Source organism: Tateyamaria sp., from assembly GCF_039945315.1.
Classification (GTDB): Bacteria; Pseudomonadota; Alphaproteobacteria; order Rhodobacterales; family Rhodobacteraceae; genus Tateyamaria.
This window is the reverse complement of the sequence record NZ_JBDUXB010000006.1, coordinates 207,565-222,610: the sequence shown is the minus strand read 5'-3', so window position 1 is coordinate 222,610 and position 15,046 is coordinate 207,565. Positions and strand designations below refer to the sequence as shown.

Annotated in this window: 17 protein-coding genes and 1 tRNA gene; 9 read left to right on the top strand and 9 right to left on the bottom strand. The window is 58.4% G+C overall.

All coding sequences use genetic code 11. The annotated features are described in order from the left end of the window. Positions 1-25: 25 nt before the first annotated feature. The gene (locus tag ABJD00_RS03135) at positions 26-457 is read right to left on the bottom strand and encodes a GNAT family N-acetyltransferase (RefSeq protein WP_413829341.1); all 432 of its coding nucleotides are present in this window, start codon (positions 455-457) and stop codon (positions 26-28) included. A 280-nt stretch (positions 458-737) separates the two neighbouring features. Here ABJD00_RS03135 and argS point away from each other — a divergent pair, with 280 nt between their 5' ends. From argS to ABJD00_RS03100, 7 genes are all read left to right on the top strand, one after another. Further along, a complete protein-coding gene (argS, locus tag ABJD00_RS03130; RefSeq protein ID WP_413829340.1) occupies positions 738-2,480 on the top strand; it encodes an arginine--tRNA ligase in 1,743 nt (580 codons plus the stop codon). A 113-nt stretch (positions 2,481-2,593) separates the two neighbouring features. Next, entirely contained in the window at positions 2,594-3,580 is a 987-nt protein-coding gene (locus tag ABJD00_RS03125; protein WP_413829339.1) for an SPOR domain-containing protein, read from the top strand. Then, positions 3,577-4,581 (top strand): beta-N-acetylhexosaminidase, encoded by a 1,005-nt coding sequence (gene nagZ / locus ABJD00_RS03120; protein WP_413829338.1) that lies wholly within the window; start codon positions 3,577-3,579, stop codon positions 4,579-4,581. Before ABJD00_RS03125 ends, nagZ begins: the two co-directional genes overlap by 4 nt. After that, positions 4,574-5,377: a segregation and condensation protein A gene (locus ABJD00_RS03115; protein WP_413829337.1), complete on the top strand. Its 804-nt coding sequence runs from the start codon at positions 4,574-4,576 to the stop codon at positions 5,375-5,377. The genes nagZ and ABJD00_RS03115 overlap by 8 nt, the downstream gene beginning before the upstream one ends. Continuing rightward, positions 5,352-6,014: an SMC-Scp complex subunit ScpB gene (gene scpB, locus ABJD00_RS03110; protein WP_413829336.1), complete on the top strand. Its 663-nt coding sequence runs from the start codon at positions 5,352-5,354 to the stop codon at positions 6,012-6,014. Before ABJD00_RS03115 ends, scpB begins: the two co-directional genes overlap by 26 nt. Positions 6,015-6,074: 60 nt before the next feature. Further along, a complete protein-coding gene (locus ABJD00_RS03105; protein WP_413829335.1) occupies positions 6,075-6,350 on the top strand; it encodes a hypothetical protein in 276 nt (91 codons plus the stop codon). Between the two features lie 81 nt (positions 6,351-6,431). Further along, positions 6,432-7,697 (top strand): hypothetical protein, encoded by a 1,266-nt coding sequence (locus tag ABJD00_RS03100; protein WP_413829334.1) that lies wholly within the window; start codon positions 6,432-6,434, stop codon positions 7,695-7,697. On the opposite strand, the gene ABJD00_RS03095 is transcribed toward ABJD00_RS03100, so the two are convergent. From ABJD00_RS03095 to ABJD00_RS03060, 8 genes are all read right to left on the bottom strand, one after another. Continuing rightward, positions 7,694-8,773, bottom strand: coding sequence for a 2'-deoxycytidine 5'-triphosphate deaminase (locus tag ABJD00_RS03095; RefSeq protein WP_413829333.1), 1,080 nt, complete (start codon positions 8,771-8,773; stop codon positions 7,694-7,696). The two genes, ABJD00_RS03100 and ABJD00_RS03095, sit on opposite strands and share 4 nt — an antisense overlap. Positions 8,774-8,846: 73 nt before the next feature. Continuing rightward, positions 8,847-8,923 (bottom strand) — tRNA-Pro (locus ABJD00_RS03090). Between the two features lie 67 nt (positions 8,924-8,990). Beyond that, the gene (locus ABJD00_RS03085; RefSeq protein WP_413829332.1) at positions 8,991-10,100 is read right to left on the bottom strand and encodes a MerR family transcriptional regulator; all 1,110 of its coding nucleotides are present in this window, start codon (positions 10,098-10,100) and stop codon (positions 8,991-8,993) included. Between the two features lie 5 nt (positions 10,101-10,105). After that, complete coding sequence (gene ihfA, locus ABJD00_RS03080; protein WP_108837709.1) at positions 10,106-10,408, bottom strand: integration host factor subunit alpha; 303 nt, start codon at positions 10,406-10,408, stop codon at positions 10,106-10,108. Between the two features lie 130 nt (positions 10,409-10,538). Beyond that, the gene (locus ABJD00_RS03075) at positions 10,539-11,510 is read right to left on the bottom strand and encodes a beta-ketoacyl-ACP synthase III (RefSeq protein WP_413829331.1); all 972 of its coding nucleotides are present in this window, start codon (positions 11,508-11,510) and stop codon (positions 10,539-10,541) included. Then, a complete protein-coding gene (gene plsX, locus ABJD00_RS03070) occupies positions 11,507-12,598 on the bottom strand; it encodes a phosphate acyltransferase PlsX (protein ID WP_413829330.1) in 1,092 nt (363 codons plus the stop codon). The genes ABJD00_RS03075 and plsX overlap by 4 nt, the downstream gene beginning before the upstream one ends. Before the next feature lie 40 nt (positions 12,599-12,638). Continuing rightward, complete coding sequence (gene rpmF / locus ABJD00_RS03065) at positions 12,639-12,845, bottom strand: 50S ribosomal protein L32 (protein ID WP_108837712.1); 207 nt, start codon at positions 12,843-12,845, stop codon at positions 12,639-12,641. A 210-nt stretch (positions 12,846-13,055) separates the two neighbouring features. Then, positions 13,056-13,613, bottom strand: a complete 558-nt coding sequence (locus ABJD00_RS03060) for a YceD family protein (RefSeq protein WP_413829329.1) — start codon at positions 13,611-13,613, stop codon at positions 13,056-13,058. A gap of 102 nt (positions 13,614-13,715) precedes the next feature. Between ABJD00_RS03060 and ABJD00_RS03055 the strand changes: the two genes are divergently transcribed. Further along, positions 13,716-14,159, top strand: coding sequence for an outer membrane protein assembly factor BamE (locus ABJD00_RS03055; RefSeq protein ID WP_413829328.1), 444 nt, complete (start codon positions 13,716-13,718; stop codon positions 14,157-14,159). A gap of 67 nt (positions 14,160-14,226) precedes the next feature. Beyond that, on the top strand, positions 14,227-14,949 hold the full coding sequence (locus ABJD00_RS03050) for a GNAT family N-acetyltransferase (RefSeq protein WP_413829327.1): 723 nt from the start codon (positions 14,227-14,229) through the stop codon (positions 14,947-14,949). The last annotated feature ends 97 nt before the right edge of the window (positions 14,950-15,046 follow it).

The window sequence follows — 15,046 nt, the reverse complement described above, 5'->3', positions numbered from 1 at the left end:
AACAACGTTACACGCGCCCATTAGGTCAAGTGGTTCCGGCATACTGTAAATGCAGCAGCCTTTGACCTGTGGGTTCGTGCACGCTGACGTCATCTCCGACAAAGCCATAGGCGGCATAAAACTTTCGCCCGATGGTATTTTGCTCGAATACCTCGACGCTCAACGGACCAGTGTGGGTGACGGCCGCATCGACAAGCGCACGGCCGTATCCACGCCCGTGTACAGCAGGATCAAGAAAAAGGCCGGCCAAAGCATCCTCCACCACAGACGCAAAACCCACGGCGCGCCCCTCGACCTCAATCACCCATGTTCGGGCAAAATTCAGGTAGACGCTGCGCGGGTTCTCGGCCTCCGCCTCGATAAAACCGGCAGTCAGAAACGGGTGGGCAAGGGCAGAGGCCTTCCGCCAAATAGTTACAAGAGTTTCAGTATCATTGATGTCAAAGTCTCTGATCATTGTCAGATGTGTCCTTTTTGGTGCCACAACGTCCGAAGCGCGCGGCCTGAGATATGGAATGTATTTGGACAAACGAAACAGGACTGCGCCTTTACAGGCGCGTTGAATGCGTTTCAGTTTGATAGGGCGCCCAGCATGCGGGCCACAGCAATCAGGACATCAAATCTCCATGTCTGCCCCCTTATGCCTCAACAAAGGCGGGCGCTCAAGCTTGCGGGGATGGTTGACCCGGCTCTTGGGCGTGATAGACCGCCCCAACACACTCCGAAAGACCCCGAAAATGAACCTCTTTGCCGATATCCGCGCCGTAGTGCTGTCCAACCTTGCCGAGATGGTGGAGGCCGGGGATTTGCCCGCAGGCCTCCCATTTGACAACGTCACGGTTGAACCCCCGCGCGATACCGCGCACGGGGACATGGCCACCAATGCCGCGATGGTACTTGCAAAACCTGCAGGCCTCAAACCTCGCGACATCGCAGAGGCACTGGCCACCCGCCTGAGTGCGGATGAACGCATTACCAGCGCAGAAGTGGCAGGACCCGGTTTTTTGAATCTGCGTCTGGCGCCATATGCATGGCAAAACGTGGTTGGCGCCGTGCTGGCTGCTGGCATTGGTTTTGGCCGCTCGGACCTCGGTGCTGGCAAGAAGGTCAATGTCGAGTACGTCTCGGCCAACCCCACCGGGCCCTTGCACGTTGGACACACACGTGGGGCGGTGTTTGGCGATGCTTTGGCGTCGTTGCTGGACTTTGCCGGGTTTGACGTGACGCGCGAATACTACATCAACGATGGCGGTGCACAGGTCGATGTGCTCGCCCGGTCAGTCTACTTGCGGTATCTCGAAGCGCATGGGCAAGAGGTTGCCTTTCCGGACGGGACCTATCCCGGCGACTATCTGGTCAAGGTCGGTGAGGATCTCAAGGCCAAGGTCGGGGACGCCTATGTTGGCAAGGGCGAACAGTTCTGGCTGGAAGAGATCCGCGAATTTGCGACCGAAGCTATGATGGACCTGATCCGCGAAGACCTTGCAGCACTTGGCGTCGAAATGGATGTCTTCTATTCTGAAAAGTCTTTGTATGGGACGGGCCGGATCGAGGCAGCGTTGGAAGACCTGCGCAGCAAGGGCCTGATCTACGAAGGTGTTTTGGAGCCCCCCAAAGGCAAACAGCCTGAGGATTGGGAGCCGCGCGAGCAAACTCTGTTCAAATCCACCGAACATGGCGACGATGTCGACCGGCCCGTGATGAAATCGGACGGCGGGTGGACCTATTTCGCGCCCGATATCGCCTATCACTATGATAAGGTTCAGCGCGGCTATGATGCGCTGATCGATGTGTTTGGCGCCGACCACGGTGGCTATGTCAAACGTATGAAAGCAGCCGTAAGCGCGCTGTCCGGTGGCACTGTGCCGCTCGACATCAAGCTCACGCAACTGGTCAAGCTGTTCAAGAATGGTGAGCCGTTCAAAATGTCCAAGCGGGCAGGGACTTTTGTCACCTTGCGCGATGTGGTGGATCAGGTCGGGGCAGGGGCCACGCGTTTTCACATGCTGACGCGCAAGAACGACGCACCGCTTGATTTCGATTTCGACAAGGTGCTGGAGCAAAGCCGTGAAAACCCGGTGTTTTACGTGCAATACGCCCATGCACGGGTCGCTTCGGTTTTGCGCAAGGCTGCAGAGGCCGGTATTGCTGTTGATGATGCGACTTTGGCCGCTGCCAATCTGTCCAAGTTGGATCACGAAGCGGAATTGGCGCTCGCCGCAAAGCTCGCCGAGTGGCCTCGCCTTGTGGAAACTGCAGCACGCAGCAACGAACCCCATCGGGTTGCATTTTACCTCAACGATCTGGCCAGCGCCTTCCACGGACTTTGGAACCGGGGCAATGATGTGCCCACATTGCGCTTTGTGCAGGACGACGCGGCCACCACACAGGCAAAAATCGCTCTTGCGCGTGCCTGCGGCGTTGTAATTGCCGCCGGCCTTGGTATTCTTGGCGTAGAACCAGCCGAAGAGCTGCGTTAAGTCCCGCAAAAGGGGCGAACAGGCACGATTTCCAAGATGCACCCGGGGCTTCCGGGTGACGTACAATCAGATGACCCGCGCGGGCACGTATCGGCGTGGGCAACGAGGCAGAGATGGCAGATATGCACTATTCCCATGACATGGGTCATGTCGGGCACGCACCGGAATCAACTTCAACATTGCGCTCTAATCCTATAAAAAACATGGCAAACCTTGCGGGAGGTGTAACGTCTCTTGCCCTGATCGCAGGGGTGGCGGTCTGGGGTTATCAACTGGTTGTGCGCGATGTGTCGGGCATTCCGGTTGTGCGTGCCACGCAAGGTGAGATGCGCATTCGTCCTGAGGAACCTGGAGGACAGTTGGCGCAAAATACCGGCCTTGCCGTAAACGAAGTCGCCGGAGCTGGTGAAGCTTCGGGCCCTGTGGACAGCCTGACCCTCGCACCGCGTCCCGTTGATCTGAGTGACGAAGATCAGCCAATGGCCGCCGAACCAGTGGCCCCTGTGCAACAACCCGCTCCTCTGGACGTGGTTGCGAGCCTCGACGCCGAGCCGATCAACGTGGCCTTTGAGCTGCAAAATGGCGAAGTTGATGAGATTGTGCGCCAGCTGACACAAGGGGTAACCCCGATCGGAGCCGCCACAGATACAGAAGACGAAACCAAGCCTGTGTTGGTCAGTGTCGCGGCAGCACCGAAACCGGAAACAGTAGCGGCTGTGGTCACCGGACCCGGCCCCAAGCAAAGCTACCGCCCTCAATTGCGGCCCCGTACTGCGCCGACGGTTGTGGTGCCTGTGTCTGCACCCGTTAAAGAAACGGTCAAGGACATCGATGCAGCATCGGTCCCCACGGGAACGCGTCTGGTTCAGCTCGGTGCCTATGACACGCCGGAGATTGCTCGCGCCGAGTGGGACAAGATGGAACAGAGATTTGGCGACTATCTTGAGGGCAAAGACCGCATCATTCAAACCGCGGAAAGTGGAGGGCGCACCTTTTACCGCCTGCGCGCGCACGGTTTTACGGACCTGAGCGATGCACGCCGTTTTTGCTCGGCCCTCGTGGCCGAAGGGGCGGACTGTATTCCAGTTGTGACCAGATGAGCTTTGGCGCGACCATTCTGGATGCCGACGGGCTGCGTTTGAGCAAGGATGAAGCGGCATTCTCTCGCGATGCCGATCCATTTGGGTTCATCCTGTTTGCCCGCAACATCTCTGAGCCTGATCAGATCTATGCCTTGTGTTCCGACATGCGCGATGCAGTCGGGCGAGACGCGCCGATCACAATTGATCAGGAAGGCGGCCGGGTTCAGCGACTGCGTAGCCCCACCTGGACAGAATGGGCGGCACCGCTTGATTTTATCCAAGCCGCTGGAGATGACGCTGAGCGTGCAATGTATCTACGCCACAGGCACATAGCCCACGAACTTAAAGCGCTGAGCATCGACAGCAACTGCGCGCCGATGGTCGATCTGATCGTGCGCCACACGCACGAGTTTCTGCGCAACCGCTGCTACGGCAGCACCCCGGGCGATGTTGCGGCCTTGGGTCGTGCGGCAGCCAACGGTCTTCTGGATGGTGGCGTGCTGCCGGTTCTGAAACACATCCCAGGACATGGGCGTACCGATCTGGACAGTCATTTTGATTTGCCCCGCGTGGATACCGAACTGGACGAATTGCGCGAGACGGATTTTGCTCCGTTCCGCGCCCTCAACGACCTGCCCATGGGGATGACGGCCCATGTGGTCTACAGCGACATTGACGATGCTCCCGCAACTCTGTCGCCTGACACCATGGCGCTGGTGCGGGATGACATTGGCTTTGACGGGCTGATCATGACGGACGACATCGGGATGAAGGCGCTTAGCGGTACAGTTCCACAGATCGCCAAAGGGGCGCTGGCCGCAGGGTGCGACGTGATCCTGCATTGCAATGCTCCTCTTGCGGATCGCATTGCCTGTGCCGGTGCGGCCGGGCAAATGACCGACGCTGCACAAACCCGCGCCGAGGCCGCATTGGCTGCCCGTCGCACCCCTGATGACATTGACATTGCCGCGCTGACAGCCGAACTTGAGACGCTGTTGAGCGGGCGACCATATGGCTGACGACACATTCGAGGAAGACACAATGTCTGTGGCCGATCGCCTTGCGGCGGAGGCACTGATTGTCGACGTGGATGGGTATGAAGGGCCGCTTGACCTGCTGCTGACCCTAAGCCGCACGCAAAAGGTGGATCTGCGCAAGATTTCGGTCCTGCAACTGGCCCGCCAGTACCTCGCCTTTGTTGAAAGAGCCAAAGCGCTGCGCCTTGAACTGGCGGCTGACTATCTGGTGATGGCTGCATGGCTCGCGTTTCTTAAATCCCGGCTGTTGCTGCCCCCGGACCCGACCGAAGAGGGGCCATCGGGCGAGGATCTTGCAGCACACCTCGCCTTTCAACTCGAACGCTTGCAGGCCATGCGCGACGCTGCCGCCAAGCTGATGGCGCGCGATCGGCTGGGGCGCGACTTCTTTGCCCGCGGGCAATCCGAAATGGTGACGCGGGTGCGCAAGGTGACGTATTCGGCGACGTTGCTCGACTTGATGCAGGGATACGCCCGTATACGCACGCGCGACGAATTCCGGCCCTTCGTAATGGACAGAGACGCGGTCTTTACGATGGAGCAAGCATTGGAGCGGATGCGCGGATTGATCGGCTATGCTGGTGAATGGACCGACATTCTTTCCTATTTGCCAGAAGGTTGGGAAATGGATCCGATCAAGCGCCGCTCGGCTACAGCAGCTACGTTTGCCGCAAGTCTGGAACTGGTCAAAGAGGGCCACCTGGAAATCCGTCAGACCGATACATTCGCGCCAATTCAATTGCGCAAACGAGATGAGCCCCGTGACAGAACCAGCTGAACATCAAGAAGAAAGCCTGTTTGAAGCGCCCCCCATGGCCGAACAGGAACGCATGGTCGAAGCGATCCTGTTCGCCACCGCCGATCCCATCACCGTCGCGGAATTGAGTGCACGTATGCCCCATGGTTGCGATCCGGCAGAGGCACTGGTTTATCTGCGCAAACGCTACGAAGGGCGTGGCGTTGCGGTCATGAAAGTCGGGGACGCATGGGCCATACGCACGGCGCCTGACCTTGGATTTCTGATGCAAAAGGAAACGGTCGAGACCCGCAAGTTATCGCGCGCGGCCATCGAAACGCTGGCCATCATTGCCTATCACCAGCCAGTTACCCGGGCCGAGATCGAAGAAATCCGTGGCGTCAGCGTCAGCCGGGGCACCGTGGATCAACTACTGGAACTTGAATGGATCCGTTTCGGACGGCGCAAAATGACGCCGGGGCGGCCTGTAACCTTTGTTGTGACGCAGTCGTTCCTTGACCACTTTGGGCTCGAAAATGCCCGCGATCTACCGGGCCTCAAGGAGTTGCGCGCCGCAGGTCTGCTGGAAAACCGACCCGCACCGGGTCTGACGCCGGGACCTGAAAGCGAAGATGAGGATGAGGACATCGAAGGTCAAAGCGAACTTTTTGAGGATTGACCCGAAAATCGCCGCATTCTGCTCTATATTGTCGGCAAAACGTCAGGCAGGAGCAGTTCCATGAATGCCAATCAGATTATCAACATGGTTGTCCGCATCGTCATGCGCAAAGCGATCAATGGCGGGATCAATGCTGGGATGAAGAAGGTCTCGGGTGCACGCAGCGCGCAGCCTGTGCCGCGCCCCCAACCAAGGCACGCCCATGCGCGCGCTTCTCAGGCAACGCCTGCGCCGTCAACAGAACTCGGGCCCAAAGAGGCCAAGATTCAACGCAAATTGGCCGCCAAGCGTGCAGCCCGCGCGGCAGAAGCTGCGGCTCGTATCAACACCGGCTGACGGTCAGGAAATCCACCGTTGATCACGTATAAGTAGTAGCCTAGCCTCAATCCCATTGTTTTAAAGATAGGAAACTGGGTTATGGCTGATCAAAATATCGGCGTGCGCGCATCCTCTGTGTCATTGGGCATTACAGTTATTCTGCTGTATGTACTCTTCGTATCGATGGTGACCTTCGGGTTCGGAACTTACATATTCCGGACCACTTGGCAGGCCAATCCGCCCATTATTTTGGCTGACGAGGCTGCGGGTGAAATCGAAATTGATACCGATATCGACAACAACGTTTTTTTGCTGCGCCGTGAAAAAGTGATCGAAGATGACAAGCTGATCGTAGCTGCCGAGATACGGGCTTTGCGACAGCGGCTCTCCGAAAATGAGGCGCAGGTCAATATTTCCTTTGGTCCGATAGCCCGCGAACGCGAAGAGATGCGACTGTTCGTTAATCGCACCATTATTGACTTGGCCGACTATCAATATGCTCTGACCGGTCCAGATCGGTTCAAATATGAAAACACGGTTAATGATGAGGATCTGCAACCTTTTGCCAAGCTGACAGAATTGCTCACGGTGTTGGACACAGGAATTGATGCGGCAGACCTCGATGAAGATGCACGCGACAGTTACGTGGACCTTAGCAATGCTGCCAAGATTGCGCTGAAACTGGCACTGGGCGACATCGAAGCGGCGAACGCAGCCTCCCATGCAGTCCAGCAGGAAGGCGAACTGATCGAGGATCAGATTGCTGCGCGCGAGGACCGTAACCGCTTGAATGACGAAAACATCGCAGCTCTTCGGCGGGTTCTGCCCCTTGAGTCCGTGATCCGTGCGCGTCTGTCGTCGCTGTCTCTGGACTTGCCGATCGCGCCTGATTTGTTGTTACGGCTGGTCAGCTTCCCGACTATTTTTCTGACCCTGATCGTGACAATCGCTGCAGGTGCTTTGGGCACAGTGGTTGCGTTTTCCCGCCGCTATTACTCCTCCACCAGTTCTGCGGACCTGACCTTGAGCCGTCTGTTCGTGAATGTGGGCGAAGGGATCGCGGCGGCGATTGCGATCTTTCTGTTTTCTGGGGCGGGTATGCTGGCCCTGACCCAAGGGGGGGGCAGTGCCGAGAATGTTGAACTGAGCCCTTACACCGTTGCTTTTGTGGCCTTCCTGTCTGGTTTTATGGCCGAAGACGCCTTCGCCTCGATTCAGGCGGCGGGCAAGCGTCTATTCGCAACAGACGAGAACAATGACAACGGCAATGGGAATGGGAATGGCAATGGGGAAGGCGGTACAACAGAGGCAGCGGTCCTCGAACAACCCCACCCCGCAGCAGTGACAGAACCGCCGAACAACTAGGCGGGGGCCGCGAAGTGTTTGGACAGCTTCAGGCCTTGCCCCTGATAGTTTGAGGCAATGCCTGTTCCGTAAAGCCGTGCTGGACGCACAGCCATACGCTCGTAAATCAACCGACCCACGATCTGCCCGTGTTCCAGCACAAAGGGCGCTTCGTGACAGCGCACCTCAAGCACGCCGCGCGCGCCAGCACCGCCAGCGGCATCGTGACCAAAACCCGGATCAAAGAAACCCGCGTAGTGCACGCGAAATTCCCCGACCATCGCGAGGTATGGTGCCATTTCGGCAGCGTAATCAGGGGGAATATGGACCGCCTCGCGACTCACCAGAATGTAGAAGGCGCCCGGGTCCAGTATGATATGACCGTCGCTGCTGTGGACCTCTTCCCAGAAGTCGGCAGGGGCATAGTGCCCTATATTATCCAGATCGATGACGCCGGTGTGGGGTTTGGCCCGATAGCCCACCAGAGTTGTGTTGGGCAGACGCAGATCCACGGAAAAGCCAAGTCCGTCGTCAATCACGGCGTCTCCGTCCACAAGCGGCATGTCAGTGTGTAACGCGGTGAGGTCGGCGTCACTTAACACCGCTTGCCCGGCGCGGAACCTGATCTGGTTCAGTCGCATGCCCGGACGTACCAATACTGAAAACGAACGCGGACAGATTTCAGCGTATAGCGGGCCATCATAGCCGGGAACAATGCGGTCAAACTCGGTCCCACCATCGCAGATCGTGCGCGTCAGCAGATCAAGGCGTCCAGTTGAACTCTTGGCATTCGCTACCGCCTGGACATCGGCGGGCAGGGACAAACGCTCCATAAGCGGGACAACATATACGCAACCCTTTTCCAGAACCGCTCCGTCGTTAAGATCAACGCGGTGCATCTCAAACTCTTCGAGCCGGTCGGCAACAGTGCGCCCATGTCCGGCAAGAAAAGAGGCACGTACGCGGTAGGCGACCTGCCCAAGGCGCAGGTCAAGGCTGGCGGGCTGGATTTGGGCAGAAGTAACTGCAGGGCGCGCCGAAATCTCGCCACGCGTGATCATGTCCGTCAGTTGGCTGTCTGCAAGTACACCGGTCATCTCGTCCCCTCGTCGTCAATACATGTCAAAGCGGAGATTTGGATAGGCCCCGTAGCGCTGGGGCGGGTGTAAATGGTCGGGCTAGCAGGACTCGAACCTGCGACCTTCCGTCCCCCAGACGGACGCGCTACCAGGCTGCGCCATAGCCCGACGTGAAGCGTGTCATACCCGAATTCCGGCCCGAGGCAAGGGTGAATGCGCAAAGGTTGTCGTCTCTTTATCGCGGATCTTGCCGCGCACGGGCCATCCGGTCCCTCAGCGCCGTCAATTGGGCCATAAGAGGGCTCAATGCGTCGGCTTGCACGGGTGTCAACTGGCGCAGCGTTGTCGCCCGGGTAAGGAGCGATGGAGAGAAGTCCGCGGCTTCGATCCCGTCGTCGTCTGGCACATCTACGATACGTGGGCGCGGAGGTGCTACTGGCTCGGGTTCAGCATCAGATTCGGTGTGCGTGAACATCGGCGCCGCATTGGGGGTGGGTTCTGATTGTGGTGTCTCCGTGGGCGCTTCGGACGGTGTTTCTTCCGCAAGTCCTCTTTCAAACACTGCTTCAGAAGGCGTTTCAGGCGCGCCAAAGCTAAACACAGCAGGCTCTTGAACCTCATCCGGCACTGTCGGCTCAGGTGCGAAGGTTGCAACCGGGACCTCCGGCGGGGTGGCGGGCACGTCTTCGGGCACTGGCGCGTATGTCTCTTGCGGTGGGTTGGCCTCATCCGGGGGCGTATCGTCTGCACCCGCTTCCGACATATCCGCCCCTACGTCAAAGTTGGCCATTTCGGGCGTGAGTGTCGGCACGTCCGGCGCACGCGGCGTAACCTCAGCATCCGGATCCGGCGACGGTTCCGGACCACGCATGAACGAGGGCAGGGCGGCTCCAGCGTCTTCACCCTGTTCCGTCGGCGCGGAAGCCGATGGTTCCGCAGCCGCATCGGGACGCGAGTGCTCTGGTGCCTGATCAAGGCTTTCGGCGATTGGTGTTGGTTTGGGTGCAGTTTCGACGTCCGCGTCAGTTTTTGAGACGAGATCAGCGTCCAGCTGGCCGGCCGTGTCATCGTCAAGAGGTGGCGACAAATCGGCGACGTGTGCGATTCCCTCTTCGCGTAGGATTTTTTGCACGCCTTTGATCGTTAGGCCGTCATCATGCAGCAACTTACGAATGCCACCCAAAAGCAGCATGTCCGCCGGGCGGTAGTACCGCCGTCCGCCTGCACGCTTTACTGGTTTGACCTGGGTGAACTTGCTTTCCCAGAACCTCAGAACATGGGTCTGGACGCCCAGCCAATCAGCCACTTCAGAGATGGTGCGAAAGGCGTCTGCAGACTTTGCCATGGGACCTACGATTTATTCCCGCTTGCTACGCGATCTTTCATCAGATGCGAGGGGCGAAAGGTCAGTACTCGGCGTGGATTGATCGGTACTTCTTCACCGGTCTTGGGGTTGCGACCTACGCGGGCAGACTTGTCCCGAACCGAGAACGTACCGAAGGAGGAAATCTTCACCTGCTCGCCACGTGTCAATGCGTCGGACATGTGATCCAGCACGCTTTCTACCAGCTGCGCGCTTTCGTTGCGTGACAGCCCAACCTCGCGAAATACCGCTTCGCTCAGGTCCATACGCGTCAATGTCTTGTCAGCCATAAATCACTCCCCTTTAGCGAAGCATAAGTTGAGGGGAAATTCCGAGTCAATATCAATGGCTTGCAGAGTGGCGGGAATCTGCAAGCAAAACGGGCAATTACGGCCTATTGCAGGATAATGCGTGCAGATCTTACCAGCGTAAGACCACGGCACCCCATGCCAAACCGCCGCCGATGGCTTCGGTCACGACCAGATCACCGGCTTTGATCTGACCATTCGCGCGCGCCACAGACAGCGCCAGCGGGATGGAAGCCGCCGATGTGTTGCCATGATCCTGAACGGTCACAACAACCCGATCCATCGAAACGCCCATCTTTTTGGCCGTCCCCTGAATGATGCGGATGTTTGCCTGATGGGGAACGATCCAATCCACGTCTTCGGCAGTGACTCCAGCCCGATCCATGGCCGTATGGGCGGTTGCGGCCAGTTTTTCTACCGCGTGCCGGAACACCTGATTCCCTTGCATGCGCAAATAACCAGACGTGCCCGTGCTGACGCCGCCATCCACATAGAGGAGATCGCGCAGGCGCCCGTCGGAATTGAGGTCTGTTGACAGAATGCCCCGATCCCCGGACGTACCCGCGCCCTCCTGTGCTTCTAGCACAATGGCGCCTGCACCGTCGCCGAACAACACACAAGTGCCCCGGTCGGTCCAGTCCATGATCTTGGAAAAGGTTTCCGCGCCGATCACCAGCGCCCGTTTGGCCTGTCCGGACACGATCAGCGCATTGGCATTGGCCAGCGCGTAGATAAACCCGGCACAAACCGCCTGAACGTCGAAGGCAAAGCCGCGGGTCATGCCCAGTTGGGATTGCACCATGGTTGCCGCTGAAGGAAAAGTAAGGTCGGCTGTCGAGGTTGCTACAATGATGGCATCGATGTCATCCGCCACCAGCCCGGCATCTTTCAGCGCGGCTGTTGCGGCGGCACATGCCATGGAAGACGTGGTGTCACCCTCTGTTGCGAAATGACGGCGCTCAATGCCGGAGCGGGACTTGATCCACTCGTCTGTGGTGTCCAGCGTCGCCTCGAACTCGGCATTCTCAACCACGCGGGCAGGCAGGTAGTGACCCGTACCCTTGATGACGGCACGCACAGTCATAGTTCGCTCTTTTCCCCGGTTGGGCCGGCTGCGGCCACGCGGGCCGCCAACTTGTCGCTAAAGCGTAGCTCGGCCAGTTGTGCGGCCAGTTTCAGGGCTGCCGAAACGCCCGTGGCATCAGCACTGCCGTGTGATTTGACCACGGTGCCGTTCAGGCCCAGAAACACGCCACCATTGTTACGCCGCGGATCGATCCGCTTTTTGAGGCGATTCATAGAGGTATAGGACAGCAAGTAAGCAAGGCGCGACAAAGGTGAGAATTTGAACGCCTCACGCAGCAACTCGCCGATCAGGCTGGCCGTGCCTTCGCCGGTCTTTATGGCAACATTGCCTGTAAATCCGTCCGTTACGATCACGTCTGCCACGTTCCCTGGAATATCGCCGCCTTCAACAAAACCGACAAAGTCGAACTCTGCTTCACCCGCGTGTGCGCCAATAAGATCATAGGCTTCTTTCAATTCCGTACGGCCCTTGTGCTCTTCGGTGCCGACATTCAGCAGACCGATGCGCGGGCGGGCCAGATCCATCCCGTTTCGGGCATAGGATGCACCCATCAGCGCAAAGCGCAACAGGTCATCGGCATCTGCACGAATATCTGCGCCCACATCCAGCATCACGTTAAAGCCCTGCGGGTTGCGCGACGGCCAGAGCACGGCGATGGCAGGGCGGTTGACGCCGGGCAACTTGCGAAGGCGGATCATCGACAGCGCCATCAAGGCGCCTGTATTGCCGCAACTCACTGCGACGGTCGCCTCTCCGTTGCGCACCGCTTCGACACAAGACCACATTGAAGTGCCTTTGCCGTTGCGCACCACATGGCTTGGCTTGTCTTCCATTGTGACGACGCCGGTAGCGTCACGCACTTCGCACCGTCCGGCCAGACCCTTGCGGCGCGCGACGAGGCGCGTCAGTTCGTCCTTCGGCCCATGCAGGATGAAACCAAGGTCCTGATTCTTTTTTGCAGATATCGCACAGCCCGCAACAACAGCGGCGGGGCCTTGATCCCCGCCCATGGTGTCCACGGAAAGAATAATAGGAAACGCAAGAGCGGCGTTCGTGTCGGCCTGTTTAGTTATGGGGGCCGTCATGTGATGCTGCCTAGCTCTTTTGCCTGTGTTGATCCTAGGCTTAGGCCGCGTCGTCTTCCAGATCAACTTCTTCGGTCATCGGGACGATTTCATTGTCGTCATAGTGACCGCATGCCGCGCAGATGTGGTGGGGGCGTTTCAGCTCACCACAGTTGGGGCATTCGTTGGGATTCGCGGGCGTCAGGCTGTCGTGGGCGCGGCGGTTGTTGCGGCGCGATTTCGACACTTTGTTCTGTTGCACAGCCATTGGAATGGGCCTTTGAGGTTCGGGCAGAGCCGCGACGCGCGCGGGTGCATGTTTCAAGTCGCCCGGAATCGGGCATAATTTCGGTCGTCCACTTTTGGGCGTGACGTGCGTTTAGGCAATGGCCCCGCCCATGTCCAACCCAAAATGGCGTGAGGGCGGCAAAATACGCATATCTTTCGCACGTGCAAGGCGAAATTCGCCCCCGCGCCCCTATTCCTCTGGGTCTTTGCCCAACTTTTTCTTCAGATCCGCCAGTCCTGCAAATGGGCGGACCGCCTCATCCGTCAATGGCGCTTTTCCGGGTTCGGTCAGAACTGTTTCGCCCAAGGACACATCCGGCGCACGGGGATAGTCGGGCAGGGCAAGGATTAGCGCTTCGATCAGCACTGCATCAGGATCAATCCATGCGCCCAGTTGCTCTACCTCATCATCCTCAGGCATTTCGACCTCGGGCGCATCGCTGTCATCGGCATAATCGCGCAGATAAACGCGGCGCACTGGCGTATCGATGCGCGTGACCACCGGTGCCAATGTCACGGCACAGGGCTGAGTAACCGTCGCACCCAATGTGCCGGTCAAAAGCCAGTCCTCTTTTCCTTGTGCCCGCACCTCACCGGAAAAACGTACTTTGCGCAAACCCGTCAGTTCGAGCAGTTCTGCCATCGCTGACAGAGCAGTCTTGTCAGGCACGATCTCAAACGTCGTGCCCGTATTTTGGGCCAGGTCGGCGACCCGTAGGGCAGATCTGGAAGGTTGTGTCTTGGACATGGCGCGTAACTCGTTTCTTGAACCGCAGGCAATCCTTGAGTAAGTCGAGATAAAAGGACTGCGCCCTGCACACAAGGGGCGGCACACATAAAGGGGGCCGACATGCGCGCCTTGGCATATCTGACAGTGGCGATGCTGTCGCTGGGGCTTGCGGCCTGTTCACCGACATTTCGCAACCACGGTTATATCCCGCCCGAAGAAGACCTGCAGGAATTGGTTGTCGGCATCGACACTCGTTCGAGCGTCGAAGATGTCGTGGGTCCGCCTACCGCGGGCGGCGTTCTGGAGGGGGGCAACTACTATTATGTGCGCAGTACTGTAAAAACCATTGGTCCACGCCGTCCCGAAGTGATCGACCGACAAGTGTTGGCCATCTCATTTGACGGGAATGGTGTTCTGGACAACATCGAAAGCTTTGGGCTTGAAGATGGCCGCGTGGTTGCACTGACGCGCCGTGTTACTGACGCTGACCTCACCAATGTTACCTTCATTCGCCAATTGCTCGGTGGTATCGGACAGGTCAGTCCTGACTTTGGTGGCGGGTGAGCCGTCACATTGCTTTGATCGAATATGTGCTAGGAGGTGCAAAAAGCCACGGAACAGAGAAATGCGCATGATCGGTTTGAAAAAAGGTCGCTACCGCGTTGTCGAAGGGCAATGTCCTGCTGACATTGCAGATGCGCAGGCTTTGAGGGCGCGCTGTTTCGATCTGGATCGGGACGCGGACACATTCGATCCATTGTGCACCCACATCCTGATCCGCCGGCTGAGCGACGAGGCTTTGGTCTGCTGTTTTCGCATGATGCCGCTGTCAGGGGCGGAAATCGCGCGCAGCTATTCGGCACAGTATTATGCGCTGGACGCCTTGGCGGCTTACAACGGCAAAATGGTTGAGATGGGGCGGTTCTGCGTGGACCCAGAGGTGCGCGACCCTGACATTCTGCGCGTCGCATGGGGTGCAATGACCGCCTATGTTGACGGCAACGGGGTTGAATTGCTGTTCGGCTGTTCGTCCTTTTCCGGCACCGAGACGGCGGATTATCTGGACGCCTTCGCCATGCTCAAGGCGCGTCATCTGGCCCCCAAACGCTGGTTACCCAGGGTCAAAGCGCCCAAGGTTTTCAAATTTGCAGCGCGCCTGCGCCGCAAGCCGGACGCCAAAAAGGCGATGCTGCGCATGCCGCCGTTGCTGCGCACCTACCTGCTGATGGGGGGCTGGGTCAGTGATCATGCGGTGGTGGATGATCGGATGAACACGCTGCATGTCTTTACAGGTGTCGAGATCGGGGCCATCCCGCCGGCGCGCAAACGTCTTTTGCGGGCTGTGCTAGGGTAATGCCTTGGGGGTAGCCCATAAAAGCGCCGCAGAACTTTGGGCACAAAGAAACCCGCACCGCATCAGTTGACCCCGCGTGGCCAAGAGACTAGCTGGC

Coding starts and splice junctions, on each gene's coding strand:
- ABJD00_RS03135 (WP_413829341.1), bottom strand. CDS start 457: ATGATCAGAGACTTTGACATCAATGATACTGAAACTCTTGTAACTATT.
- argS (WP_413829340.1), top strand. CDS start 738: ATGAACCTCTTTGCCGATATCCGCGCCGTAGTGCTGTCCAACCTTGCC.
- ABJD00_RS03125 (WP_413829339.1), top strand. CDS start 2,594: ATGGCAGATATGCACTATTCCCATGACATGGGTCATGTCGGGCACGCA.
- nagZ (WP_413829338.1), top strand. CDS start 3,577: ATGAGCTTTGGCGCGACCATTCTGGATGCCGACGGGCTGCGTTTGAGC.
- ABJD00_RS03115 (WP_413829337.1), top strand. CDS start 4,574: ATGGCTGACGACACATTCGAGGAAGACACAATGTCTGTGGCCGATCGC.
- scpB (WP_413829336.1), top strand. CDS start 5,352: ATGAGCCCCGTGACAGAACCAGCTGAACATCAAGAAGAAAGCCTGTTT.
- ABJD00_RS03105 (WP_413829335.1), top strand. CDS start 6,075: ATGAATGCCAATCAGATTATCAACATGGTTGTCCGCATCGTCATGCGC.
- ABJD00_RS03100 (WP_413829334.1), top strand. CDS start 6,432: ATGGCTGATCAAAATATCGGCGTGCGCGCATCCTCTGTGTCATTGGGC.
- ABJD00_RS03095 (WP_413829333.1), bottom strand. CDS start 8,773: ATGACCGGTGTACTTGCAGACAGCCAACTGACGGACATGATCACGCGT.
- ABJD00_RS03085 (WP_413829332.1), bottom strand. CDS start 10,100: ATGGCAAAGTCTGCAGACGCCTTTCGCACCATCTCTGAAGTGGCTGAT.
- ihfA (WP_108837709.1), bottom strand. CDS start 10,408: ATGGCTGACAAGACATTGACGCGTATGGACCTGAGCGAAGCGGTATTT.
- ABJD00_RS03075 (WP_413829331.1), bottom strand. CDS start 11,510: ATGACTGTGCGTGCCGTCATCAAGGGTACGGGTCACTACCTGCCTGCC.
- plsX (WP_413829330.1), bottom strand. CDS start 12,598: ATGACGGCCCCCATAACTAAACAGGCCGACACGAACGCCGCTCTTGCG.
- rpmF (WP_108837712.1), bottom strand. CDS start 12,845: ATGGCTGTGCAACAGAACAAAGTGTCGAAATCGCGCCGCAACAACCGC.
- ABJD00_RS03060 (WP_413829329.1), bottom strand. CDS start 13,613: ATGTCCAAGACACAACCTTCCAGATCTGCCCTACGGGTCGCCGACCTG.
- ABJD00_RS03055 (WP_413829328.1), top strand. CDS start 13,716: ATGCGCGCCTTGGCATATCTGACAGTGGCGATGCTGTCGCTGGGGCTT.
- ABJD00_RS03050 (WP_413829327.1), top strand. CDS start 14,227: ATGATCGGTTTGAAAAAAGGTCGCTACCGCGTTGTCGAAGGGCAATGT.